20 protein-coding genes are annotated in these 24,500 nt (G+C 63.0%); 7 read left to right on the top strand and 13 right to left on the bottom strand.

Annotation, left to right across the window (positions count from 1 at the left end):
• Position 1: 1 nt before the first annotated feature.
• From KUV41_RS18625 to KUV41_RS18585, 9 genes are all read right to left on the bottom strand, one after another.
• Positions 2 to 2,851, bottom strand: coding sequence for a type VI secretion system Vgr family protein (locus KUV41_RS18625; RefSeq protein ID WP_222486971.1), 2,850 nt, complete (start codon positions 2,849 to 2,851; stop codon positions 2 to 4).
• Between the two features lie 439 nt (positions 2,852 to 3,290).
• Positions 3,291 to 5,105 carry a TRAP transporter permease gene (locus KUV41_RS18620; RefSeq protein WP_222486970.1) on the bottom strand — a complete coding sequence of 605 codons (1,815 nt, stop codon included), beginning with the start codon at positions 5,103 to 5,105 and terminating at the stop codon, positions 3,291 to 3,293.
• Positions 5,106 to 5,271: 166 nt separating this feature from the next.
• Positions 5,272 to 6,255 (bottom strand): TAXI family TRAP transporter solute-binding subunit, encoded by a 984-nt coding sequence (locus KUV41_RS18615; RefSeq protein WP_206942338.1) that lies wholly within the window; start codon positions 6,253 to 6,255, stop codon positions 5,272 to 5,274.
• 328 nt (positions 6,256 to 6,583) lie between these two features.
• The gene (locus KUV41_RS18610) at positions 6,584 to 7,387 is read right to left on the bottom strand and encodes a hypothetical protein (RefSeq protein WP_222486969.1); all 804 of its coding nucleotides are present in this window, start codon (positions 7,385 to 7,387) and stop codon (positions 6,584 to 6,586) included.
• Between the two features lie 23 nt (positions 7,388 to 7,410).
• Positions 7,411 to 8,151 (bottom strand): SDR family NAD(P)-dependent oxidoreductase, encoded by a 741-nt coding sequence (locus KUV41_RS18605; protein ID WP_206942334.1) that lies wholly within the window; start codon positions 8,149 to 8,151, stop codon positions 7,411 to 7,413.
• Between the two features lie 57 nt (positions 8,152 to 8,208).
• Positions 8,209 to 8,997, bottom strand: coding sequence for an SDR family NAD(P)-dependent oxidoreductase (locus KUV41_RS18600; protein ID WP_222162168.1), 789 nt, complete (start codon positions 8,995 to 8,997; stop codon positions 8,209 to 8,211).
• Positions 8,994 to 10,364, bottom strand: a complete 1,371-nt coding sequence (locus KUV41_RS18595; RefSeq protein ID WP_206942330.1) for an MFS transporter — start codon at positions 10,362 to 10,364, stop codon at positions 8,994 to 8,996. Before KUV41_RS18595 ends, KUV41_RS18600 begins: the two co-directional genes overlap by 4 nt.
• Positions 10,365 to 10,478: 114 nt before the next feature.
• Entirely contained in the window at positions 10,479 to 11,360 is an 882-nt protein-coding gene (locus tag KUV41_RS18590; protein WP_206942328.1) for a polysaccharide deacetylase family protein, read from the bottom strand.
• A gap of 637 nt (positions 11,361 to 11,997) precedes the next feature.
• Positions 11,998 to 13,080, bottom strand: a complete 1,083-nt coding sequence (locus KUV41_RS18585; protein WP_222486968.1) for a GntR family transcriptional regulator — start codon at positions 13,078 to 13,080, stop codon at positions 11,998 to 12,000.
• A gap of 280 nt (positions 13,081 to 13,360) precedes the next feature.
• Between KUV41_RS18585 and KUV41_RS18580 the strand changes: the two genes are divergently transcribed.
• Genes KUV41_RS18580 through KUV41_RS18560 form a run of 5 tightly spaced genes read left to right on the top strand, consistent with a single transcriptional unit; the run spans position 13,361 to position 18,938 of the window.
• On the top strand, positions 13,361 to 14,917 hold the full coding sequence (locus KUV41_RS18580) for an NCS1 family transporter (RefSeq protein WP_261396105.1): 1,557 nt from the start codon (positions 13,361 to 13,363) through the stop codon (positions 14,915 to 14,917).
• A 55-nt stretch (positions 14,918 to 14,972) separates the two neighbouring features.
• Positions 14,973 to 16,322, top strand: a complete 1,350-nt coding sequence (locus tag KUV41_RS18575; protein WP_222486967.1) for an amidase family protein — start codon at positions 14,973 to 14,975, stop codon at positions 16,320 to 16,322.
• A gap of 41 nt (positions 16,323 to 16,363) precedes the next feature.
• Complete coding sequence (locus KUV41_RS18570; RefSeq protein WP_222162171.1) at positions 16,364 to 16,666, top strand: hypothetical protein; 303 nt, start codon at positions 16,364 to 16,366, stop codon at positions 16,664 to 16,666.
• A gap of 27 nt (positions 16,667 to 16,693) precedes the next feature.
• Positions 16,694 to 17,734 carry a CobW family GTP-binding protein gene (locus KUV41_RS18565; RefSeq protein WP_222162172.1) on the top strand — a complete coding sequence of 347 codons (1,041 nt, stop codon included), beginning with the start codon at positions 16,694 to 16,696 and terminating at the stop codon, positions 17,732 to 17,734.
• On the top strand, positions 17,727 to 18,938 hold the full coding sequence (locus KUV41_RS18560; protein ID WP_261396104.1) for a PotD/PotF family extracellular solute-binding protein: 1,212 nt from the start codon (positions 17,727 to 17,729) through the stop codon (positions 18,936 to 18,938). Before KUV41_RS18565 ends, KUV41_RS18560 begins: the two co-directional genes overlap by 8 nt.
• 161 nt (positions 18,939 to 19,099) lie before the next feature.
• Here the strand turns inward: KUV41_RS18560 and KUV41_RS18555 are convergent, their stop codons facing one another.
• Positions 19,100 to 19,843 (bottom strand): sulfite exporter TauE/SafE family protein, encoded by a 744-nt coding sequence (locus KUV41_RS18555; protein WP_206942319.1) that lies wholly within the window; start codon positions 19,841 to 19,843, stop codon positions 19,100 to 19,102.
• 169 nt (positions 19,844 to 20,012) lie between these two features.
• On the bottom strand, positions 20,013 to 21,014 hold the full coding sequence (gene gap / locus KUV41_RS18550; protein ID WP_222486966.1) for a type I glyceraldehyde-3-phosphate dehydrogenase: 1,002 nt from the start codon (positions 21,012 to 21,014) through the stop codon (positions 20,013 to 20,015).
• Between the two features lie 363 nt (positions 21,015 to 21,377).
• On the opposite strand from gap, the gene KUV41_RS18545 reads away from it, so the two are divergent.
• Together KUV41_RS18545 and pgi are read left to right on the top strand one after the other, a co-directional pair.
• On the top strand, positions 21,378 to 21,854 hold the full coding sequence (locus KUV41_RS18545) for a methylglyoxal synthase (protein ID WP_222162175.1): 477 nt from the start codon (positions 21,378 to 21,380) through the stop codon (positions 21,852 to 21,854).
• A gap of 20 nt (positions 21,855 to 21,874) precedes the next feature.
• Positions 21,875 to 23,554: a glucose-6-phosphate isomerase gene (gene pgi, locus KUV41_RS18540; RefSeq protein WP_222486965.1), complete on the top strand. Its 1,680-nt coding sequence runs from the start codon at positions 21,875 to 21,877 to the stop codon at positions 23,552 to 23,554.
• A 56-nt stretch (positions 23,555 to 23,610) separates the two neighbouring features.
• Here pgi and KUV41_RS18535 read toward each other — a convergent pair whose 3' ends face one another.
• Together KUV41_RS18535 and crcB are read right to left on the bottom strand one after the other, a co-directional pair.
• The gene (locus tag KUV41_RS18535; RefSeq protein WP_222486964.1) at positions 23,611 to 24,054 is read right to left on the bottom strand and encodes a fluoride efflux transporter FluC; all 444 of its coding nucleotides are present in this window, start codon (positions 24,052 to 24,054) and stop codon (positions 23,611 to 23,613) included.
• Positions 24,051 to 24,479, bottom strand: a complete 429-nt coding sequence (gene crcB / locus KUV41_RS18530) for a fluoride efflux transporter CrcB (protein WP_224907807.1) — start codon at positions 24,477 to 24,479, stop codon at positions 24,051 to 24,053. The genes KUV41_RS18535 and crcB overlap by 4 nt, the downstream gene beginning before the upstream one ends.
• Between the last annotated feature and the right edge of the window lie 21 nt (positions 24,480 to 24,500).

Genomic DNA, 24,500 nt, shown 5'->3' with positions numbered 1-24,500 from the left:
GTCACACGCCTCCCTGCGCATCAAAAATGTCATCCAGGTCATCAAGCCGGTCTAGAACCGTGATGCTCAGGCGCTCTGGTTGACGGGTAACTACCTTCTGCGTCCGCCCCTCTTCGTCACTACGACCCTCGATAGCCCTGCCCTCTGCAGTCACGATCCGGTACTTTGCGAAACGCAGGGGCAAATTCGTCTTCTTGTCACGCAGAACGAAAAACTCGGAAAATATTCCTTGAGGCTCGGGCAATGGAGCCAGCAACTGCTGCAAGCTTGTCGGCCCCGCCAAGCTATGCTGCGCGCCCTTCAGGTCCACCAGTCCCGGCCCGTGGATCTGAATATCCCCATCCTTGAGGCGGATATAGCCTCCGCCGCTGGTCAGCAGGATTTCCTCTTCGGCAGCGATGTGTACGCTGTCCTCGGTGGAGGTGATGGTCAGCTGCTTCTCGGCGGTCAGGGCCATCTCATCTGACTGGGCCTGGATATCGACCTTGCCTTGGGCGGCGAACAGCTTGATGCCGGCGCGCTGCACGAACAGCGAGAGCGCCTCGGATATCGCACCCAGCAGGCTCCTGCCCGTGGCCAGGTTGATGTCCTCACCACTGGTGACGCTGAGCGACTTACCCTGGACAAAATGGGTGGACTGCGGGGTGCTCGCGGCGATGCCCGCAGGAGACGCCAGGTGCAACCAGGACTGCTTCAAACTCCCGGCCTGGCCGCGCCCGCCAAGGCTTGCCGTGCGTGCGCTTCCGCCGTCGAACGCGTTGGCCTGGGTGGCCTCACCCGCCACGCCCTGGGTGTCGTCGGCGGCTTGCTTCAGGTTGGCGCGGGCGGCCAAGGCGTCGGCGCTGTGCTCCACCGCACTCTGACTGAGGCTATCGGCCAGTTGCCAGGCGCTGGCGAGCTCTTGATACGCCGGGGCCAGGGCGAGCTGTTCACCGTTCGCGCCCAGTTGCCCCCAGGTCGTCAGCAGCAGTCCCTGATGGGCGCGTACAGCGCCAAAGGCGTCGCTTCTCAGCTCGAAGCCGGTACCGCGAAAGTCGCCGCGGGTGTTGCCCTGCTGGTGGATCAGGTAGCCCAGGTTCAGCTGAGTCTTGGCGTGCTCGGAATTAAGACGAACCCGCTCCTGGTCGGTGGCGTCATCGAATACCAGCTCGTTGTACGTGTTACCCCGGTAGGTCTTGGACTTGAAGCCGGATAGCAGACCGTTGGAATGCCACTCGGGCTGTTCATCACCGTTATAGACGCGCCCGGTGATCAGCGGGCGGTCCGGGTCTCCTTCGAGGAAGTTGACGACCACTTCCTGACCGATACGCGGGACAAAGACACCGCCCCAACCGGCGCTGGCGTTGGCCTCGCTGACTCGCAGCCAGCAGCTCGACTGGGAATCCCGCTGCCCCAGCCGATCCCAATGGAACTGCACTTTCACCCGGTTGAGCCGGTCGGTGTGGATTTCCTCACCCTCGGGTCCCACCACGATGGCGGTGTGGGGTCCCCCCATGACAGGTCGAGGATGATCGAGCGCCGAGCGGTAGGGCTGGGTCAGGCGCTGGGCCTCCAGGTCCATCAGGTAGTGGCCGGTACCGGCACGCTGGTAGTCGTCACGATGAAGACTGTCGTCCTCAAGTCCGTGGGCCCGGCGGGCATCCAGCAGTTCCTGTTGCAGGCTACCGGGCAAGGTGTGGAGGTGGGCCGAGACCGGCAGGGCATTCTCGGCGAACAGGCTGAGGCCCAACACCAGAAATTCTCGCTCGGTAGTCTCGCCGCGGTTATGTTGAGCGTGCTGGGTCAGTTCGAAGAAGCGACCGACCTGAAGCTGGCGGGCGCCGCCACTGCCAAAGAAGCGCTTGGCGCGAGATTCCAGGGCCGCGAGCCGATGCTCGGTCAGCCGCTCGCCGTGATAGTGGTCATGGTAGTAGTACTCGCCGGGGGCGTCGTAAACCTCCTCGTCCGAGAGGTTACCCTGCTTGTCGCGGGACAGCAGGTCAGTGCGCTTGACCAGGCGAGGCTGCTTGTAGTCGTAGGTGGCAAGGCTGACCCTTGTCGCCTGCTGCTGGCGACGTCCGCCCCATTGGGTAAGCGCGTCTTCGGTCTCGGTGGCGGCCTGGCGATGAAAGCGAATCTGGCGCGGCGCGACCGCCTGGCAGGTGGCCACATCGTCGGTGATCACCAGACGGTGAAGAGCGGTCTCACCGCTTGGGCTACCGGCGTTCTGGCTGTTGTTGAGGCTGCTGTTGTGGCTATCGTTGTGGCCAATGTGCTGGCCATCGACCTGAGAATGCTCGAAGTAGTAGAACAGGCCTTCCTGTTCCATCAGGCGGTTGACGAAATGGTAGTCGCTCTCGCGGTATTGCACGCAGTAGCTGCGCGCCAGGTAGTCGCGACGTACGTCGATGCGCCAGCCGCCCCGGGCGATATCATGGCCAGAAAAGACGTCTTCGATGATCTCAAGGACGCTCTTGTCCTGAAAGATGCGGCTGTCGCGTCCCAGGTTCAGCATCGCAAGCCAAGGCACCAGGGTCAGCTGGTAGTAGAAGACGCCGCCATCCTCGCCCAATAGCGCCGCGGTCTCGACCAGACCGGACAGCGACCGGTAGGGCCCGTCGGCCTGACGAATCGCGATGGTGGCGGGCTGGGCCATCAAGGACTTGAGCTCGATATCGCCTCGCTGGGCGATCACATCGAGGCGATAGCAGAACGGGCGTGACATCTGCTCCTGCCCGACCAGACGGTGGGGGATCAGGGCTGGGCCCGCTGACGTGGCACTGTGCAGTTCAAGCTGGAGCAGCCGCTCGTTCTGTGACAGCGGAATATCGAAAGAGGCGCGTAGCGCCTTCCACCAGGAGGGATCGCTCATAAATGCCAGCCTTGCTGGCATCGGCACAGCGTTCGATGGCAGGCCATCGACAAGGGATCAATATCCAATCTAGCGCACGTAATGGGCATGAAAGATCCTCTCCTGGCAACATCCATGTAGTCACAGGAGAATCCTACCCAAGCCCTCGACGTGAGCCATCACATCGCAATGACTTTCCGAGAAAGCGACAATTTTTTATTAGAAGAACCTACAAACTTCACAATAAAACGCACGGAATAGCCGCTCATGAAAAGCAGCTATTTATCCTTTTTTCGCTCCCGTCGCTCACTCATCATCACATCATCGATGCAGGAATTATCGTCTAACGACCACCGTTTTTTCGATGGCCTTGTCCCCGTCGTAACAGCCAGAGAACGGCTCAGAGTACAGACGAGAGCACCGGACAGAGTACAGACCAGAGCACCGGTAAGAACACCGGTCAGAGCACAGGCCAGGGCACGAAGATCACGCCAAGCCCCAACGCCACCAGCACCAACCTGACCCACCAGCGGAAGCGTCCGATCAGTCCGTAGGACGTCAGCCCAAGGCCAAGCAGCACGCCAAGGGTCGTGCCCAGGGCAAGGACAATCCCACCGCCAAGATCCAAAAGCGCCGGATGCGCCACCATGGCCAACGGGATCAGGTACAGACCGACCCCTAGCGCCATAGCCTTGGCCGCGACCTTGAGCCAGTTTTCATCGGCCATGCCAGCAGCGATGAACACCGCCCCGCACACCGGCGGGGTGATGGTGGAGAGCAGCGCGAACCAGAATACGAACAGGTGAGCCGTCAGCAATGGCAACCCCAGCTCGGTCAGCGCGGGTCCAGCCACCGACACACAGATGACATAGGCCGCAGTGGTCGGCACTTCCATACCCAGTACCAGGCAGGCAAGCGCGGTCAGCAGCAGCGCCGGCCATAGCTGCCCACCGGACAGCGACAGAATGGCAGAGGTCACCTTGACCCCCAGCCCGGTGAGCGCCAGCACACCAATGACCAGGGAGGCGCACAGAATTATGGCGCCGATGACGGCAATCTGGCGACCGGCCGTCAGCGCAGCCTGGGCCAGGCGCGCGCGGAATTCTCTCCCGGACACCTTGAGCTCGGCATTCATGGCCAACAGGGCAAGCCCTGCGAAGATCGCCACGCTGGCAGCATACTGGGGCGTGTTGCCGCCGTGAAAGATACGTTCCAGCAGGATCGCGAAGGGCACCGCAAAGAACAGTGCCGTCATGACCACCTCACGCAGCGCCGGGCGATCTTCCGCAGCCACAGGTTTCAAGTCATGGCGAGTCGCGAAGGCATTGATACCGATCCACACCGTGGCGAAGTAGAGAAACGCCGGCAGCAGCGCCGCGCCCATGATCTCGGTGTAGGGAGTCCCGGTCAGCTCGACCATGACGAAGGCGCCAGCCCCCATCAACGGCGGCATGATCTGGCCACCGGACGAGGCTACCGCTTCGACCGCACCGGCCAGCGAGCGCGGGTAGCCAAGCCGGGCCATGGAAGGAATCGTGATGGCGCCGGTGGAGGCCACATTGGCCGACGCCGAGCCCGAGATCGACCCCATCAAGGCGCTCGAGATCACCGATACCTTGGCGCCACCTCCGGTCAGACGACCCGCCGCGGCACCTGCGAGGTTCATGAATCCTCGACCCGCTTCACCGGCATTCAGCACCGCGCCGAAGATCACGAAGATGGCGACCACCGACACGCTGACCCCGGTCAGCTTGCCCCACAGGCCACCCTCGGCAATGGTCAGAGAGCCCACCAGGCTTGCCATGGGCAGCCCCGGATGACCGAACTCACCGGGTAGATACTGGCCCAGGGCCGCGTAGCCCAGCGCCAACGCCGTCACCAGTGGCAATGGCCAGCCGATCGCACGCCGCGCGGCTTCCAGCGCGACGACGATCAACAGCACGCCCACCGCCATCTGCAACGGGGTATCGATAAAGCCATACTGGCCGCTCAGGGCATCCTCGTTGATGACGATGAACAGACAGGCAGCGACACCCAGCGCCGTCAGTGCCAGGCCGCTGGCATGCTGCCAGCGAGTACGGGCGGAAAACACCAGTACCCATGGCAGCACCAGCGCCATGTGCAGAGGGCGACTGATCAGCGCCGGAGTCAGGCCATGGAAGATCAGGCCAAGGTGGAACACCACCGACAGGGTTCCCAGGCCCACCCACACAGGCGTGAGGGTGCGTCGGGCGTCGTTGTCGGTGGCCGAGCGGGCGGCATCGCTTGAACTCATGACATCACTATTTCAGCAGGGACGGTGCCATTACCCGAAGTGATCTTCGCGGCAGTGGCCAGGCCAGTTTTACGGAAAATCGATAAAGAGGAGCCAGGAAAACGCGTATTCGCCACGCAGCCGGGAATGGCATTCATGGCGAATACTCTGTCAGCTCAAGGAATGATCAGCGCTGAGCGTCAGGAATCTGAACGCCGGATTCCTCGTAGTAGCGAAGCGCTCCGGGATGCAGAGGCCCCTCGAGGTTAGCCAGCATCTGAGGAGAAATGGCCTGCCACCAGGGGGACGTCTTGGCCATCGCCTCTCGCCGTTCCCAGAAGGTCTTGGTGAGGGTGTAGGCGGTCTCTTCATCCATCGCGCTGGTGGTATAGGCCACCACCGGTAGTGACGTGGTCAGCACGTCTTCATCCACACCCGCATAGGTACCGGCGGGAATGATCTGAGGCGCAGCTCCGGTTGCCTCCACCTCGGCCTCGCTGAAGGACACCAGTCCGACATCGTGGCTCGCCGCTGTCTCGATCACATTGGGCGCGGGGAAAGAACTCGCGGTGGCAAAGGCGTCGATCTGGCCATTCTTGAGCGCGTCGGGAGCGCTGCCCACGTCGGCGTCGTCGACCTCGACCTGGTCGGCAAGCTCGAACAGGTCCAGATAGCGCGCAGCCTCTCTAGCGCCGAAGGAGCCCTGGCCGATCAACAGGTGCTTGCCAGCCAGTTCATCCAGCGACAGGGTGTCCTGCTCGCCGGCCACCACAAAATGCATGGTCAGTGACGGAATCGGGAACAGCGCGCGAATCTCCTGGAAGCGCGGATGGTTGCGGTTCTCGAACGGGCCGCTGGATTCGCGTGCCTTGCTGACCAGGCCCGGGGGCGAGGTAAAGACATAATTACCGGGCCGCGCCATCACTTCCATGACGTTCTGCACCGATCCCTGGCTTTCTTCCAAGGTGAGCGTGACCTCACCCTCGGTACCGGCCTTGATGGCTTCGGATAGCTCGACCCCCATCTGGTAATAGGCGGTGCCGGCAGACGCCGACTTGTAGGTCAGGCGAGTCTGCGCACTGGCGGTGCCAGCCGCTAGACCGCTCAGCAGAAAGGTACCGGCCAGCACGGCCGTCAAGGCCCTGGAGCCTCGGCTACGAAGATGACGCATGGGGTGGTGTCTCCAGTCGACAATGGGCGGGGCCAGCACCTCTTCTTTCCTTTATAGTGCCGCGCCAGGTACACACCTGCCGGGCTTGGCCGGCCAACAGCATATTCGACTGACGCCCTTCTCGCCATGGCAGGGCCAAAATGCCGACCACGCCTGACTAAGAGACACCTCTGAATCACGAATGAGGGAGACACCCTACGGAAACGCGTATCACAGCTTTTTGCAGAATCAGGCATGTCGAGTAAGCCTGCTATCGCTCACCAGACTTAAGCAGGTCTCTCTCTTTCCCCCACCTCGGTGGGGTTTTTTTTGCATGTCATCGATGAGCCTAGCCGGATTTCCTGGAAGTCCTCGCGCAGCGCCAGCCCACCACCTGCCTCGCCCATAAGGCGCCGCTGGTGGCCAACGCGGCCGCTACGGCAAGGCTGAAGGCGGTGGCGGGGGGAAGAGTATCGGCACTGAGTGCGAGGACGGCGCTGAAGGCCACCAGGCTCAACATGCCCAGCTGGGTGCTGGCCAGGGTGGCACGCGCTGCCGCTGCTCCGTAGCGCTGGTGCAGGGTCAGGGCGATGGTAAGCATACCGATCGGGAAGCTCAGGACCATGCCCGATACCGCGGGTGCCCAGGTACCGACCAACAGTGTGGCGAGACACACGATGGCGCCCGCTAGAGAACCCCTTAGCAGTAGATCGACCCAGCGTACCGGCGCCGATACCGACACCGATGCCAGGTGAAGCGAGCGCAGCCGTCGCATGGCCATGGCCAGACAGGCAAGAAACACGACCAGTGCCAGTCCCACACCACCGGGTAGCGCGTTGGCGACCGCTGCCGCCACCCACCACAGGCCCGCGGAAATACCGGCGCTGGCCCAGGCTCCAAAGCGACCCGACGCCAGCACAAAAGCCAGACAGAAGGCCAGGGTGGCCAGCATGGCGTGCAATGACCCCAGCGCGGCATCTGCGACCAGGCCACCTGGCTGCTCACGCAGCATGAAGAAGTAACCTGGTCCCAGCACGATCGGGGTGCCGGCCAGTACCCCGCCAATCCCGGGGCCCAGGCGGACGGCGGCCAACGAGACACCGATCACCACTGACGCGGTCGCCAGCCACTTGATCAGCAGCAGAGTCACCATGAAGGGGCTCCCGTGGACGATGGCTACATCACGTCGCCACTGTTGGGCCCAAGCGTCTGGCCAAGATACAGATCACCGTCCGGCGACGCCGCCAGCATCAGCGCCGAAGGCGCCACCTCCTCGGCTCTGCCGAAACGCCCGAGGGGCAATTCGGCTTCCTTGTCGGCGATCCACTCCGGGCTCAGCCCTTCCAGCATCGGGGTCAGGATAGGGCCAGGGGCAATCGCATTGGTCAGCACGTTGTAGGGAGCAAGGTCCCGGGCCATGGACTTGGTCAGCCCCAGCACCCCGGCCTTGGCCGCGCAGTAGTGGGACAGCCCCGTGCCGCCCTTGAGCGCCAGCTGTGAAGCCACATTGATGATGCGTCCGTTCCTGCGTTCCACCATGTGTGGCGCCACGGCCCGACTGACCAGAAAGACCCCGCGCAGGTTGATGCCAATCATGCGGTCAAAGGTGTCCGCACTCATCTCCAGAAACGGCGTTTCGTCGAGTATTCCGGCGCTGTTGACCAGCACGTCGATGCGTTGATGGCGGCCGATCACCTCATCGACCATGGCCGCCACCGAGGCCTCGTCGGAGACATCCACGCGGTGGACGCTGGCCCGCGCATCGAGCTCATCGGCCAGCTGAGCGCAGGCATCGGCGTTACGATCCGCCAGCGCAACGACGGCGCCCTCGGCGTGAAACAGCGAGGCAATGGCGCGACCGATACCGCTGCCACCTCCCACCACCAGAGCCACCTTGCCTTCAAGCTTGAGTGTCATGCAACGATCCTCCTCTGGGGAAAGTCGGGGGTGAGCTGGCCCACCCCCGCAAGGGTGTCAGCTGGGCCAGCGCACGGTCAGGCCGCCGTCGACAATCAGCTGCTGTCCGGTGACGTAAGAGGCGTCATCGCTGGTCAGAAAGCGCACCGTGCGGGCGACCTCATCGGCGTGCCCAACACGTCCAGCGGGAATCACCTTGCCTGCCGCCGCCAGGCCTTCCGGCCCCAGGGAGTTGACCGGGTCCAATGACTGTGGCGTCTCGATCAATCCGGGAATCAGGGTGTTGACGCGAATACCTCGTGGGGCGAGCTCCACCGCCAATGACTTCACCAGCCCCACCAGGCCACTCTTGGCGGCGGCATAATGGGCATGGTCATCCCAGCCATACACGCCCCCGGCGATGGAGGACACCGCGACCATGGCGCCAGGCCCGGTCATCACCCTGGCGGCGGAGCGGAAGATCCGCATGACCCCGGTCAGGTCCACCGACAGCATGTCATTCCAGGCATCGTCGGTGAGGTCTTCCAGCGCGGCCTGGCGCAGGATTCCCGCGCCTGCAACCGCAATATCCAGTCGCCCAAAGTGCTCGACGGCGGCCTGGGCGAGCGCATCACACTGCTCGCCATCACGCACGTCCACCGCCACCGCCAGGCACTCGCCGCCGGCTTCTCGCACCGCGGCAACGGTGGTCTCGACATCATGGGGGTCGCCCGGATAAAAGCCAGCAACCACCTTGACCCCCGCCTTGGCATAACTGACCGCCAGGGCTTGCCCGATGCCACTGGCCGCACCAGAGATCATGGCGACCTTGCCTTCCAGTCCATCGTCACGCATCAAGCGACTCATGCTGCCACCTCCTTGAGAACATCCTCTTCGCGGTGATCGACCTGACGCGTACCGAACATCAATAGACCACTAAGCAGCAGCGGCAGTGAGCCGGCCAGAATCGCCGCCCAGGTCATGCTGACACCAGCGGTCAGCAGCAGTGACACCAGCCCGGAACCGATGATCGCCCCCACCGGCGCCATGACGTGGGCGACGTTGGCGCCGGTGCCACGCACGTGAGCCGGAAAGGACTCCCCCATGTAGAACAGGATGGCGGCGAACGGGCCGAGCAGGAAGAACAGGGTGACCGCGTACATGGCATAGACGAAGCCATCGGTCGCCGGCCCCAGCAGCATCAGCATGCTGGCGATGCCCCCGAGCAGAAAGCCCAGCAACACGGTATTGCGACGCCCGATACGATCACCTACCCAGCCATGACTGAGGTAGCCGACAAAGCCCACCGCGTTCGCCAGGATCAGGACATACAGGGAACTCTCGAAGCTGACACCCTTGGCCTCGACCAGCACTGTGGTACCCAACACCGCAAACACCTGGATCGCCATCCAGCTGAACAGCCAGACCAGCGAAAGGGAGATGGTGTGGCGACGCAGCTCTGGCGAGAACACGCCCTTGAGTCCCAGGTTCTCGCCATTGTTGACCTCGATGTCGTGTTCGGCCGCAAGGCTCGCCGCCCCGCTGTCGTCACCCGCCTTGCGCCGGCGCTCGACTTCCTTGATGGCGGCAAAGACAGGGGATTCCGGCAGCTTGATCGCCATCACGATGACAATGATCGAGGCACAGGCGGCCACGAAGAAGCTGCCGCGCCAGCCGACGATCGGCAGCAGTAGCGAGGTCATGCCGGCGGCCAGCAGGGCACCGACCGGCCAGCCACTCTGCACCAGGCTGTACATGAAGCCACGGCCCTTGGCCTTCTTGTAGATCTCGTTCAGGTAGACGGCATTGACCACCTCTTCAGAGACCGCAAAGCCAGAGAAGGCGCGGATGATCACCATGGACGCTGCACCGATGGCGATCCCCGACAGACCCGAGCTCACCGCGCCCCCGATCACCAGAAAGATCAGGGTCTTCTTGCGACCGAAGCGATCGAGCATCGTGCCGACCACCAGCGAGACCAGAAAGACCCCGATGGTGGCCCAAGTATTGACGGCAGTGGCCTTGGCGGTGGTCCAACCGAAGTCCTCGGCGATCACCGGCAGCAAGGTGCCAAACAGGGTGTAGTCGTAGACCGACGCCACCCAGGCGATAAAGCAGACCAGAGAGGCATAGCCAATCTGTTTCTTGGTTATGACCGCGTTCCAGGGGGCTTCTGCGTCGGCGGGAGCCGTGCCAGGGGCACTGGAGGACACAGTGGAGGTTGGTTCAGTCATCGACGTCACCCTTTGTTCGTTATCGTTGTGGTGTGAAGGTCAGGCGGGGCGAAACGTGAAGGCTTGGTGGCTCGCCCGGCAACGGCGCCGAGCGAGAGCATCCCTTCGGTTCGTTCAGGTTCTGGGGTGGCGCTTGGCGAAGTCGTCGGCGATTTCGTCGAAGGTGCAGAAGCGCACGCCCTCGTGGCTCTGCATGTGCTCGATCAGTCGCTCGAGCATCATCAGCACCTGAGGACGGCCGGAGACGTCGGGGTGAATGGTCATGGTGAATACTGCGTAGTCATTCTCGCGGTAGACCCAGTCAAACTGGTCCTGCCACATCTCGCCCAGCTGCCGCGGGCTGACAAAGCCGTGGCTGTTGGGAGACTTCTTGATGAACATCATCGGCGGCAAGTCGTCGAGATACCAATTGGCGGGAATCTCGATCAGATCCGTTTCCTCGCCTCGCTCAAGCGGCTTCATCCACTCCTTGGCGGACTTGGAGTAGTCGATCTTGGTCCAGGAGTCGCCTACACGCACGTAGTACGGATGAAAGTCGTTGTGCATCAGGCTGTGGTCGTACTTGATGCCCCGCTCGAGCAGCAGCTCGTTGGTCACCGGACTGAACTCCCACCATGGAGCGACATAGCCAGTGGGGCGCTTGCCGGACAGCTTGGTCACCAGCTCGATGCTGTGATCAAGGACATCGCGCTCCTGCTCGCGGGTCATGGCGATGGGGTTCTCGTGGCTGTAGCCGTGCACGCCGACTTCATGACCCGCGTCGACCACAGCCTTCATCTGCTCGGGGAAGGTCTCGATGCTGTGGCCGGGAATGAACCAGGTGGTCTTGAGGTTGTAGCGTTCGAACAGCTTGAGCAGTCGGGGGGCGCCGACCTCGCCAGCGAACAGCCCGCGGGAGATATCGTCCGGTGAATCTTCGCCGCCATAGGAGCCGAGCCAGCCGGCCACGGCATCCACGTCGACACCAAACGCACAGAGAATTTCTTTCTTGGCCATCGTGTAAACCTCGTCTTGTCACTTGGAGTTATTGAGATCTGTTGGCGAAACCGGCCACGCCATGGGCATCTGGACACGGGATAGAGCGCAGCTCACCTCTCCAGAGCATCGCCTTTCAATTGAAGACTGGATACAAAGGTCATTTTTGTCAAGACGGTGGCTTTTCGCTTTCGAGGCGTAAGGGATCCATCGACAGACGCTCTCATCCACCGCAAAGAACGCACTAACGCCTTTTTTCTCAACAAAATAGAAACAACAGGAAAGAAGCACCGGGAATCTTGGGACTCGCAAGAAATACAACTAAAGTCGAAAAAAGAGAAAGCGCAGGAACGGATAAAAACGCAGAACGTCATTTTTTTGATCATCGCATTCCGATGACATTTTTCAGTGCCCCAGCATGACGCAGCCGCGGCAAGCATCAGTAGAAGCAGAAGGGGGATAGAGGGAGAGGGAGAGGGAGAGGGAGAGGGAGAGGGAAAAGAGAAAGCCACAGGGGCTGAGCCACAGCCCCAGAAGCGCCAGCGCCAGCGACAGCGACAGCAGAACGAGAGGTCAGCGGCTGCCGGTCATGCTAGAGAGATAGCGACGCCGGAGACCCGACGTCAGCAGCAACAGGGGAGATCGCCACCGCCAGGGATCATACGATGCGCTGCAGGTAAGGCGGCAGTTCAGGTTCAGGAAACACTGACAGCACCTTGAGGCGACGCCGGGTACGCTCAGCGGCGGCCTGGAGGTGTGATTGCAGGCTGGAGGCGGCAGCATCGAAGGCGCCATATAGCAGGTGATCGATGACAAGCTTGTGCTCTACCAGCAGCGGCTCATCGCTTGGCACCCCCAACACCTGGAAGAACATGCGATTGACGATCACCGGCAGCTGGCTCTGGGCGATCATTTCGCCGGCCTTGCGGTTGCGATAGTGTCGCAGACAGTGCTGATGCAGATCCTGCTCCAACCGCGCAAGGGTCGCAGCGCTCTGTTGTTCAGGCGCATCGATCAGCTGCTGCACCCGCGCCTGCATGGCCTCGAGCTCGTCACGCGCCAGATGCGGCCCCGAAGCCTTCAGTGCCGCCGGCTCAAGCAGGATCCTGATCTCGTAGTCCTCGGCCACGGCCTGCGCCGTCAGCGGGCCTGCCAACCAGTGCGAGTGGCGATCCTTCTCGATCAGTCGCTGGCTACGCAGCCGCCCCAGCACCTCGCGTGCCACCGTCCTGCTGACCCCATAGTGCTCGCTGAGGGTGGTTTCCACGATGCGAAAATGGCCAAAGGCGAGGCACGTCGCCACCGCCTCTTCCACTGCAGCGTAAATCCGCTCAGCCGCGGGCCTCGTGTCCACCACCGGTGCCTGGTCGTCACACAGCCCCAAGCGCTCAGCCGTCAACGGCTCCCGGGCGGGGGACACGGCCCCAGGGTGCGGCGTTGCCACAAAGCCACGTCCTTCAAAGCGGCTGATCACCCCTTGTTCGTGCAGCAGCTCCAGCGCCTTGCGTACCGGCCCGCGACTGGTCCCGAACAACCGTGCCAGCGGTCCTTCCAACAACACCTGATTGGGCGCGACACGGCCTGAACGTATGGCGTCCCGCAGCGAATCCTGAATCATTGCATAGCGCGGCGGGCGTCCCCCACCGTGCGTGCTGGTCTTTTCTGCCGTATCCAGAAGTCGCCCTCCCTGTCGTTGGCGAGCCGCCCTGCCGCAAGGCAGCCCCATAGTCTGGCAGCTCATGCCGCCCCTTTCGACCCGCTCAAAATGACACCTGTCGACGAAAGCAGCCCGGTCATCCACGCCCGATCCCATCTGGAGCGCTCGCGCCGGGGCTCTACTATGACGAAAAAACAGCCTATTGCATTTACTTTCCGTACCAAATGCGGCTTAAGGCTAGAGGCAAAGCTTGTCAAAAAATGGTTTTTGTATCCATACTGCATTTACGCGACCTTGAGAGATCTCCTCCCCTCTCCGGCGCTATCGCTCCCAACAACAACCTTTCACACCCAGGTGCGATACCATGACAAGCACTCAACACACATCGCCGCCCCCTGCCCCTTCGACGCGCTCCGGTACGTCATCCCAAGCGACGACGTCCTCCTCGGCCAACGCCAGCGATCATCTGCTGGAGGCGGCGATCCTGCCGGTATGGCTCAATCAGCGCACTATCGGCTTTCTGGGCTTCATCTGGCTCTGGATCGGCATGGCCGTCATCATCGCCACCTTCCAGCTCGGCGCTGGCGGTGTCGCTGGCCTGCCACTGGTCCAGGTGGTCGCCATCATCTTCCTGGCCAACCTGGTCCTGGGCGTGGTGATGAGCCTGACGGCCGACATCGGTACCGAGCACGGCCTGTCGTTCGCGGTCTATCTGCGCGCTCCCTTCGGCCTCAAGGGCACCCACCTGCCCGCCGTATCACGCGGCATCGTCGCGGCTATCTGGTTCGGCGTCCAAACGTACCTGGGGGCGCTGGCCCTCAACGGCATCGTCGAATACCTGTGGGGCCTCGACAACTGGGTGCTCTGGTACCTGCTGTTCGCCGTCGTGCAGATCGTCAATACCGCCCTCGGTATCCGCGCGGTAGAGCTGCTGGCGTCGATCGCCGCGCCCTGCATCGTGGCCATCTCGGTATGGATGTACTTCACCCTGGACGTACTGGCCGAGACCCAAGGCATCAACATCTGGACCTTTGCCGGCGATCAGGACGTGGCGGCGCTGGGACTGTTCTTCGCCAACATGGCTTTCTGGTCGGCGCTCGCCGTCGATATCCCCAACCTCACCCGCTTTCTGAAGACCGAGGCGGGTGCCAGAAGCTTCTTCCAGCGCAACCGCAACGTCTTCGTGGCGCAGTTCCTGGCGCTGCCCGCCACACAAGCCTGGATCGCGCTGATCGGCGGCGTCTCCTTTATTGCGGCGGGCGACTGGAACCCGGTCACCGTCATCCAGGGCCAAGGCGGCGGCTTCACCCTGATTGCGCTGCTGGCCATGGTGATCCTGGCCCAATGGTCGACCAACAATGCTGCCAACCTGATTCCGGCGGCCCTGACCTTCGTCAATGCCGGGGCGCCAAGGGTCAGCTATCCGGTCGCGCTGGTCATCGCGGGGGTGGTCGGCACCGCGTCAATGCCATGGCTGATTCTCGATAACCTGTTCACCTTTCTGAGCTACTACGGCGCCGTGCTGTCTGCCGTCGGGGGCATCATGGTGGCTGACTACTATCTGCTGCGCCGGCGTCGCCTCAATGTACCCGCGCTGTTTGATCCTGCAGGGCAGTTCCGTTTCTGTGGTGGCTTCAATCCCGCAGGGCTGATTGCCTGGCTCGCCGGTGGCACTCTCGCGCTGATCTTTCTCGAGTATGCCTACGCCGTGGGTTTCGTCACCGCCCTGGTGGTCTATGTGGTACTGATGAAGGCCTGGATCCTGCGCCGGTACCCTCAGGAGGAGATCCGCTCAGGCTTTGATGACCGCTTCCTGGCCACCTCGGTGGGACGCAACTGGGTCTATACCGAGCAGGGACGCTTCGAACGCCTGGAAACCGGTGACATCCCCGACTCCGCGCTCAAGCGCGAGGATCGCTGAGTCGTCGTCTGGTGCCGCCCGCGGCGGCGCCCACCAACCGCAACAGGAGACGTGCATGCCTGCCTCCCCCTTCACCGCCCTGGCCATCGGCGAGGCCATCCGACGCGGCGAACTCGATCCGGTCGCGCTGACCCGCCAATGCCTGACCCGGGCCGCCGACAGTGACGCCGCCTTTATCTCGCTGACCGAGCAACGCGCTCTGGTGGAGGCCGAGGCCTGTGCCCAGCGTCAGCGCTCGGGCACCCTGCGCGGACCGCTCGACGGTGTGCCGCTGGCCTGGAAGGATCTGTTCGATATCGCCGGCACCGCCACCACCGCCGGCGGCAAGGTGCTGGGCAAGACGCCGGCCGCGCGCGACGCCGAGGCGGTACGCCACACAGCCGGCGCGGGCATGGTCGGCATCGGCAAGACCAACCTCACCGAGATCGCCTACTCGGGGCTGGGCCTGAACCCGCACTTTGGCACACCGCACCATACGCCAGCCGGCGCCGAGCCACGGGCGCCCGGCGGCTCGAGCTCAGGCTCTGCGGTGGCGGTCGCGGCAGGCATCGTGCCCGCCGCCATCGGCACCGACACCGCGGGCTCATTGCGCGTCCCGGCGGCCTTCAATGGGCTGGTGTCCTATCGCCCCTCCCAGGCCCGCCACTCGCGCCAGGGCGTGACACCGCTGGCCGACAGCCTGGACACCATCGGCGTCATCGCCACCACCCTCGAGGACTGCCTGGCCATCGACGACACGATGCGCGGCAGCGCGCCGCTGGCCCGCGCCGCCGCCGCGCCCGAACAGTCGGTGATCGTGCTCGATACAGGCTGCCTCGACGACCCGAGGGTATCCCGCGCCGTGGGCGACAATCTGGAGGCCTGCGCCAGCCGCCTTGAGGACGCCGGCTTCCACATCATCCGTCGCCGCGTGGCCAGCGTCGCCGGCACCCTGGAGGCCATCGCCCGCCACGGCTGGCTGGGGGCGGCGGAGGCCTACACCGAGTATCGCGCCTTGCTGGAAGGCCCCGATGCCGAGGCCATGGACCCTCGGGTACGCAAGCGCCTGGCGGCCGCCCGCCAGATGCCCTCGGACAGCGTGGTCAGCCTGTACCGCCTGCGCCAGGCGCTCAAGACTCGGCTGCGCGAGGAGCTTGCCGGCGCGACCCTGCTGACGCCCACGGTGGCGCATGTGGCGCCCTTGCTCGCGCCGCTGGAAGCCGACCCCGAGCACTTCGCCGAGGTCAATCTGGCGACGCTGCGCCTGAGCATGGTGGCAAGCCTGCTCGACTCGCCAGCGGTGGCGCTGCCCAGCGGACGTGACGACGACCGCCAGCACACCAGTCTGCAGCTGAGCGGACCCTGCGGCGAGGACGAAGCACTGCTGCGGGTGGCCCTTGCCGCCAGCTCGGCGCTGACGGCCTAAATCACATTCATTCGGCGCCGACGGCGCCATCGGAGGTTGGCATGTGCGGACTGTGCGGTGCATTCGGCGGCGAAAGCCACTGGAGCACCACCATCGAGGACCCCGAGCAGGCCCACTTCGCGCGCAGGCGCGCCCGTGCCTACCGGGTCACCCTGATCAATCGGGTACTTGCGCCGAGTCGTATTACCATCGAGGACTTCCAGGCGGCCAGCTTCGTGTTGGCAAGCGCCACCGGCAAGCGCGATATCGTGCAGGACCTGGGTGGCGTCTGGCAGCAGGCCGAGCAGATGTGCGGTCGCCAGCTGGACCCGTTGGATGCCGATTTTCTGGCGTCTCTTGCCTGACACCATCGCGCGACACGAGACTCCCTTATGAGCGAGAACACTCCCCTGCTCCCCGTCCATGTGATCTCCGGATTTCTCGGTGCAGGCAAGACCACCCTGCTGAAGTCGGTCCTGGCCAGTGAGGCATTTGGCGATAGCGCAGTGCTGATCAACGAATTCGGAGACGTGGGGCTCGACGACCGGCTGATCGGTGATATTGCCGAAGATGCCGTACTGCTCTCCAGTGGCTGCGTCTGCTGCACCATCCGCGGCGAGCTGTCCGAGGCGCTCAGGCGCTTGCTGACTCGACGCCAGGACGGCGACATACCACCGTTCAAACGAATCATCCTGGAGACCACGGGCCTGGCCGATCCTGGTCCGATCGCCTCCACCATTACCGCCGATCCGGTCTTGCGACACCACCTGCGTCCCGGCACCAACCTGACGCTGGTGGATGCCGTCAATGCCGTCGACAGCCGCGCCGCTCACCCGGTCTGGGAGGCTCAGGTCGCCGTGGCCGACAAGCTGGTGATCAGCAAGACCGACCTGGTGGAGCACCATGCGCTGACACAGCTCGAATCACTGCTGGAGGCGCTCAACCCCGCTGCTCAACGGATGGGCAGGGAAGCCCTCGATCAGCCTAGTGATAGCCTGTTTGCCAGCGGCCCACACCTTCAGCGGTTCACCCCTGGGCAGGTCAAGGACTGGCTGGGGCCATGGCGCAACCCCGTCCGGCATGACCCCGACCACCTTGGCAACATCCGCTCCTTTCGACTGGGCCTGGAAGGCGACGTGGACTGGACGTGCCTCGGTATCTGGCTGTCCATGCTGCTTAATCGCCATGGCAGTGACATCCTCAGAGTCAAGGGGGTGCTTCACGTGCACGGCGATGACCGCCCGGTCGTGCTGCATGGCGTCCAACACACGATTCATCCGCCTGAGCATGTCGAGACGTGGCCGGCGCACGACCGTCACTCGGAGCTGATCTTCATTACCCGCGACATCGATGCCGAGCGCGTGACACAATCGCTGACGACCTTCATGGAGCGCATCAGCGATCACCCCAGCCCAAGGATTCAGCATGCCTGACACCCAGCACGACGCCCCCTATGTGCAACGTGGCCCCGTGACCCTGCGTGTGCTTGGCACCTCAGTGACGCTGCTCGAGAGTATTCGCGAGCGCGCCCGAGAAGATCTCGGTCTGCGCCTGGAGTTCACGGTGATGGACGGCGTAGCCGCCCAGAGAGCCGGCGTGCTGGCCCCCGACAGCTTTGATATCTACGATCAGTGGTTCCACAACGTCGACTTCGTATGGCCCGCGGGCGCCATTCAACCGATCGAGCTGAGCCGTCTGGAACACTGGGAGTCCATCAACGACCTGCCCAAGACCGGCCGCCTGACGCCCCATGCCCCAAGAGGTGCCGGTGGCAATCCGGTGGACCGCCTCTACGTCCAGCCCGACGGCAGCTGTGGCCCACGGCCGACGGAACACATCACCATGTTGCCCGTCAGTCACAACGTCGACAGCTTTGGCTACCGTCTAGACATGCTGCCGGAGGGGCTCTCCGACGCAGAAGAGAGCTGGGCCTGGCTGCTGGACCCGCGCTGGCGCGGCATGGTCAGCCTGCAGAACGATAGCGCCATCGGCGCCATTGACGCGGCTCTGGCCGCCCAGGCAGCGGGCTTGGTGACCTTCGAGGATCTGGGCAACCTGAGCGTCAATGACATCGATACGCTGATTGACTGCCTGATCACCCTCAAGGGAAAGCAGCACTTTCGCACCTTCTGGAGCAACCAGGATCAGGCCTCCTCGGATATGGTGCGCGGCCGCGTCGGCATCGAGAGCCTGTGGTCGCCAGCGATGACGGCGCTAAAACAGCGCCAGATCAAGGTGCGCATGGCAGCGCCACGGGAGGGGTACCGCGCCTGGTACGGCGGTATGTCGCTATCTCGAGGTGTCACGGGCAGAACCCTGGACGCCGCCTACGACTACATGAACTGGTGGCTCTCTGGCTGGCCCGGCGCGGTGATGGCCCGTCAGGGCTACTATATTTCCACGCCGGAGCTGACACGTCCTCACCTGACCACCGCCGAGTGGGACTTCTGGTATGCGGGCAAGCCGGCGGCAGAGGAGCTCGCGGGCCCTTCAGGGCCGTGCGGCATGATTCACAAGGGCGAGGTCCGCGACGGCGGAGATTATCTGACCCGCATGAGCCGTATCGCCGTCTGGAACACGGTCATGGACGAACACAACTACCTGGTCAGACGCTGGAACGACTTTATGTCGGCGTGAGCCCACAACAGCCCGTCGCCAGGCGCTGCCCGAAAAGTCGACGAGCGAAGGTTAGACAAGGCAAAAATCGGTGAGAAAGCGCAGTTTACGGGGTGTAAATGAGCATTTCGGTCCGGTTTTTAACGCCGTATTACCGAGCGCAGGCACTTTTCAAACAAGCCCTAGCCCAGCGCCTTGACGATCAACTGAACCCCCACCACCGCCATGGCTAGCACCACCAGGCGATAGAACAGCCGCTCGTTGACCCGATGCTGCAACCACAGACCGCTCTTGATGCCGAACCAGGCCACGGGCACCAGCGCCAGCGACGCCCAGATGCTGGTGAGGTTGATCTCGCCCAGCCACAGGTAGGGCGGCAGTTTCATGGTGTTGACGGCGGCGAACACCAGAGTGGTGGTGGCGATGAAGGTGGTCTTGGGCAGTCGCCTGGGCACCAGGTAGAGGTTCATCGGCGGCGCCCCGGCATGGGCAATAAAGCTGGTGATGCCGGTGGCAATGCCCGCAGGCCAGGCCCAAAGGGGGGCGATCGGCTTGGAAGCCGCCGGCTTGAGCACCATGTAGACCACGAACAGCAAGGAAATCACCCCGAGCAGCAGCCTGACGTGATCCTCATCGAGACGGCCCGCCACTAGGGTCGCCACTACCACGCCGATCGCCATGCCGGGTATCAGCCGCTTCACCTCGGCCATATCCTGGTGTCCCCACCAGGCCTTGACCGCCAGCCCATCCATCACCAGCAGCAGGGGCAACAACAGGCCGGCAGCAGCGATGGGGTCGATGGCCAAGGCCATCAGCGGTACCGACAGGGTGCCGAACCCTCCGGCAAAGCCGCCCTTGGAAATACCGGTCAAATAGGTGGACAGGATGATCAGGCCCCAGGCGAGCCAGGAGTAATCGGGAAGCATAGCGATCCTTGCGCACGACGACGCCGAAGCAAGCCTGCTTCGGCGTCTTTATCAGGGGTCGGGGTAACCATGCACCCCAGGCCCCAGCATGCCACACCATGCTCACCTATGGCAGCGGGCAGCGGCGTTTCGCTTGCTGGCTGAGCTGCGAGGCGCTTGCCTGCTGGCGTTACTTGGCGGCCTGCATCGCCAGGGCGGTATCCAGCATGCGGTTGGAGAAGCCCCACTCGTTGTCGTACCAGGCCATGACCTTGACCAGGCGGCCGTTGACGCGGGTGTGGTTGGCGTCAAAGGTCGAGGAGGCTGGATCGTGGTTGAAGTCGATCGACACCAGCGGCTGGGCGTTGACGTTAAGTACCGGAGAATTGGCCGCCGCCTTGGCGACGATCTCGTTGATCTCTTCCTTGGTGGTGTCGCGTGAGGCAGTGAACACCAGGTCGACCAGCGACACATTGATGACCGGCACCCGCACCGCCAGGCCATCCAGCTTGCCATTCAGCTCCGGCAGCACCTTGCCCACCGCCGCCGCGGCGCCGGTCTTGGTCGGGATCATGGAGTGGGTAGCACTGCGCGCGCGGTAGGGGTCCGTGTGGTACACGTCGGACAGGTTCTGATCGTTGGTGTAGGCGTGAACGGTGGTCATCAGACCGTTCTCGATGCCCACGGCATCATTCAACGCCTTGGCCACCGGCGCCAGGCAGTTGGTGGTGCACGAGCCATTGGAGACGATGATGTCGCTGGCCTTGAGCACGCTGTCATTCACGCCGAAGACAATGGTGGCGTCGCCATCGGGGCTAGGCGCCGACACCAGCACCTTGGCGGCACCAGCGTCAATGTGCTTGCTGGCATCGGCACGCTTGGTGAACAGCCCCGTGCACTCCATCACGATGTCCACGCCAAGGGTTGACCAGGGAAGGCTGGCGGGATCACGTTCGGACAGGATAGCGATACGATCGCCGTCGACGCTCAAGCTTTCCTCGTCATGTTCTACCTTGAAAGGAAAGTGTCCATGGGCCGTATCATGACGCAGCAAGTGGGCGTTGAGGGACGGATCGCCCAGGTCGTTGATGGCCACGACCTCGATACGATCCCGGTAGCCGTTCTCGTAGAGCGCGCGAAGCACATTGCGGCCGATGCGACCAAATCCGTTGATGGCAACCTTGAGAGTCATAGCGAAAATCCCCCTGAGCGGCGAAAAACAATCTTGCGTGAAGGCCATAGAGCTCGACGGTAGGCGGGATTGATGAAGTTGCACATCCCCCGCAAGGACGTCGTCAGTGGGCACCAATGTGGTACAGACAGCGCCGGGACTCAAGCACTATTTTGCTAAACTTACAACATTTTCAGCAAAACATTGATAGAGGACACTCCAATAGTTCCCGTAATTCGCCAACTTGCTTGCGATTCAGCTCTGAAGCCTTCGCGGTTCATACCTTAGTCGCACGGCATCTTCGTAGTAATATTACCTTCAACACTCTATGGTATCCCTGAACATGGTGACACCATTCACCCCGCCTTTCATCGGAGGCCTCGCATGTCTCAGCCCGTCAAGGAAGTCAGCCGTGTACTCCCGGCTCGTAAACGCATCGCTCTGGTCGCCCACGATGGCAAGAAGCAGGAGCTGATGGACTGGGCCTCACGCTGGAAGGACACCTTGACGGCGCACCAGCTGGTCGGCACCGGGACCACGGCCGCCCGTCTCAGCCACACCCTGGGACTGGACGTGGAAGGGTTGATGAGCGGTCCGCTGGGCGGTGACCAGCAGATTGGCGCCAGGATCACCGAACAGGCGTTAGACCTGCTGATCTTTTTCTGGGATCCGTTCTCGCCGCAGCCTCACGACCCTGACGTCAAGGCGCTGCTGCGCCTTGCTGCCCTTTGGAACGTGCCGGTGGCCTGCAATCCCTCCAGCGCCGACTTCATGATGAGCTCCCCCTGGCTCGGCCAGGACTACGAGATGAGGATACCCGACGCCCAGGCGTGGATTTCTTCTCGTAGTGACAACAACTAATTCGTATCGAGGATTCATCCGTGTTCCAACTGACCCGAAGCGTGACCTGGCAATCGCTGCTGAAGCTGCGTGAAGAAACCGCCAACGACCGCATCCGTGACTACTTTGCCGCTGATCCCAAGCGATTCGACAAGATGAGCCTGCGCGTGGGTGGGCTCTTTCTCGACTACTCCAAGCATCAGATCTCCGACAAGGTGCTCGACAAGCTGATGGAGCTGGCAGAACACTCTGCCCTAGTGCAGCGGCGCGCGCAGATGTTCTCCGGCGATATCATCAACGTCACCGAGGACCGGCCGGTCCTGCATACCGCATTACGCAACCTGGGCGACACGCCGGTCATTGCCGACGGCAAGGATGTGATGCCCGAAATCCACGCCACTCGCGAGCAGATCAAGCGCTTCTCCGAGGAAGTGCGCAGTGGCGCCTGGAAGGGCTACAGCGGCGAGCGTATCCGCGACATCGTCAACATCGGCATCGGCGGCTCGGACCTGGGGCCCAACATGGCCAGCCGCGCGCTGCTCAAGTACCGACAGGCGGACCTGAACTTCCATTTCGTCTCCAACGTCGATGGCGCTCATATTCAGAAGGTACTGAGAAGCCTTGATCCGGCGACCACCTTGTTCATCGTCTCCACCAAGACCTTCTCGACCCAGGAAACCCTGCTCAACGCGCGTACTGCCCGTCGCTGGTTCATCGAGAATGCGGGTGATGATGCCGACATCGGCGCTCACTTCATCGCTGCCTCGACCAACCGTAAAGCGGCCATGGAATTCGGCATCCGCGAAGAGAATGTCTTTGAGTTCTGGGCCTGGGTCGGCGGACGCTACTCGATGTGGTCGTCGATCGGCCTGCCTATCGCGCTGGCTATCGGCTACGACGGCTTCATCGAGATGCTCGAAGGCGCCTACGAGATGGACCAGCATTTCCTGTCCGCGCCGCTGTCCGACAACATGCCGGTGCTGATGGCGCTGATCGGCATCTGGTACATCAACTTTGTCGGCGCCGAAACCCAGGCCATCGTGCCCTACGACCAGGCGTTGCATCAGCTGCCCGCCTTCCTGCAGCAGCTCGACATGGAATCCAACGGCAAGTCGGTGGATATCTTCGGGCGTCCCGTGGACTACAAGACCGGGCCCATCGTCTGGGGTCAGACCGGCTCCAACGGCCAGCATGCCTTCTTCCAGCTGCTGCACCAGGGCACTCGCTATGTGCCCATCGACTTTATCGCGTCGCTCAAGCCGGAACCCGGCGTCGAGGACCACCACTTCGCCCTACTGACCAACATGCTGGCTCAGGCCAACGCCTTCATGGAAGGCAGTAGCCAGGGCGGCGACCTGGATCCTTACAGCTGTCCAGGTAACCGACCCTCCAGTGTGCTGCTGCTCGATGAATTGACGCCGCGCAACCTGGGCGCCTTGATCGCTCTTTACGAGCACAAGGTGTTCGTCCAGGGAGTGATCTGGAACATCAATTCCTTTGACCAGTGGGGCGTCCAGCTCGGCAAGCGGATTGCCGGTGAGATCAGCGAGAAGATCGACGAGCGCAGCCAGGACTTCGACGCCTCGACCCAGGGACTGCTGGGTCTGGTAAGAGAACACTTCAGCGCGGCAGAAACACCCAGGAACAAGCACGCTGAGAAAGCGACCAAGACGTCCCGCAAGGGCGCATCGTCCAAGCACGACGCAGCAACGAAACCCTGACGACAGCAGACCTTCAAGCTCGCTCCAGACACCCTGCGGGGCGAGCTTGACTGCGTTCAATCTTCGCCGCGCTTCGCGCCAACCGCCGCCGTGCGTCGGGCCAATACGCTGCGTGCACGGGCATCTCCTGCCCAGGCCGCCCCAAGCCACAGTGGAACACTCACCGTCAGGTAGGCCAAGGCCAGGCCGGGGCGCCCTGCGATGACCAGTTCAGCCACTTCCAGGCTGAACAGGGAAAAGGTCGTAAAGCCACCACAGAAGCCTGCCACCGCCCAAGGGTGCAGACGCGCCAGACGCCGGCTGCCACTCAGACCCGCGTGGGTGGCAAAGCGGGCGATCAGCCAGGATCCCAGCACATTGACCAGCAGGGTCGCCCAGGGAAACGGAGAAGCGACAAGCCCTGCCACCATCATACCGACGCTGAGGCGACACACCGCGCCCAGGGCGCTCCCCACCCCGACGGCCAGATACAGCCATGCCACTTCGCGGCGGGTCCTCATGGGAGCGCCTCCCTGCCCAGCAGCAGGCCATCGATGAGACTACCCAGCATCCATCCGGCGGCCACCGCCGACAAGCCGACGATCAAGGTCACGCCCACGTTTGCGATGGCCGCCATCAAGCGCCCTTCTCGCAACAAGTCGAGGGTTTGCAGGCTGAACGAAGAGACCGTGGTGAAGCCACCCATGACCCCAGTGAGTAGCATCAGCGCCAGCGTTGAACCGGTCTCCAGCAGGCTTGCCAGCAGACCTATCACCAGGGCACCGAGCAGATTGACCAGCATGGTGCCCCAGGGAAACCGGCTGCCCCAGGCCGAGGCTGCCCAGCGGCTGACGAACAGCCGCCCCATGCCACCCAAGGCTCCTCCCAGCGCCACACTGGTCAGCGTCCACCCATCCATCGCCTTGCGCTCCGACAAAAGCGTCATGGTAAGCCAGTGGCTGCCCTT

Origin of the sequence: Halomonas sp. DP8Y7-1 (assembly GCF_019801685.1) — a bacterium.
In the GTDB taxonomy this organism is placed as follows: Bacteria; Pseudomonadota; Gammaproteobacteria; order Pseudomonadales; family Halomonadaceae; genus Halomonas; species Halomonas litopenaei_A.
Note: the sequence above shows the minus strand (reverse complement) of the source record. Positions and strands in the feature narration are given on the sequence as shown.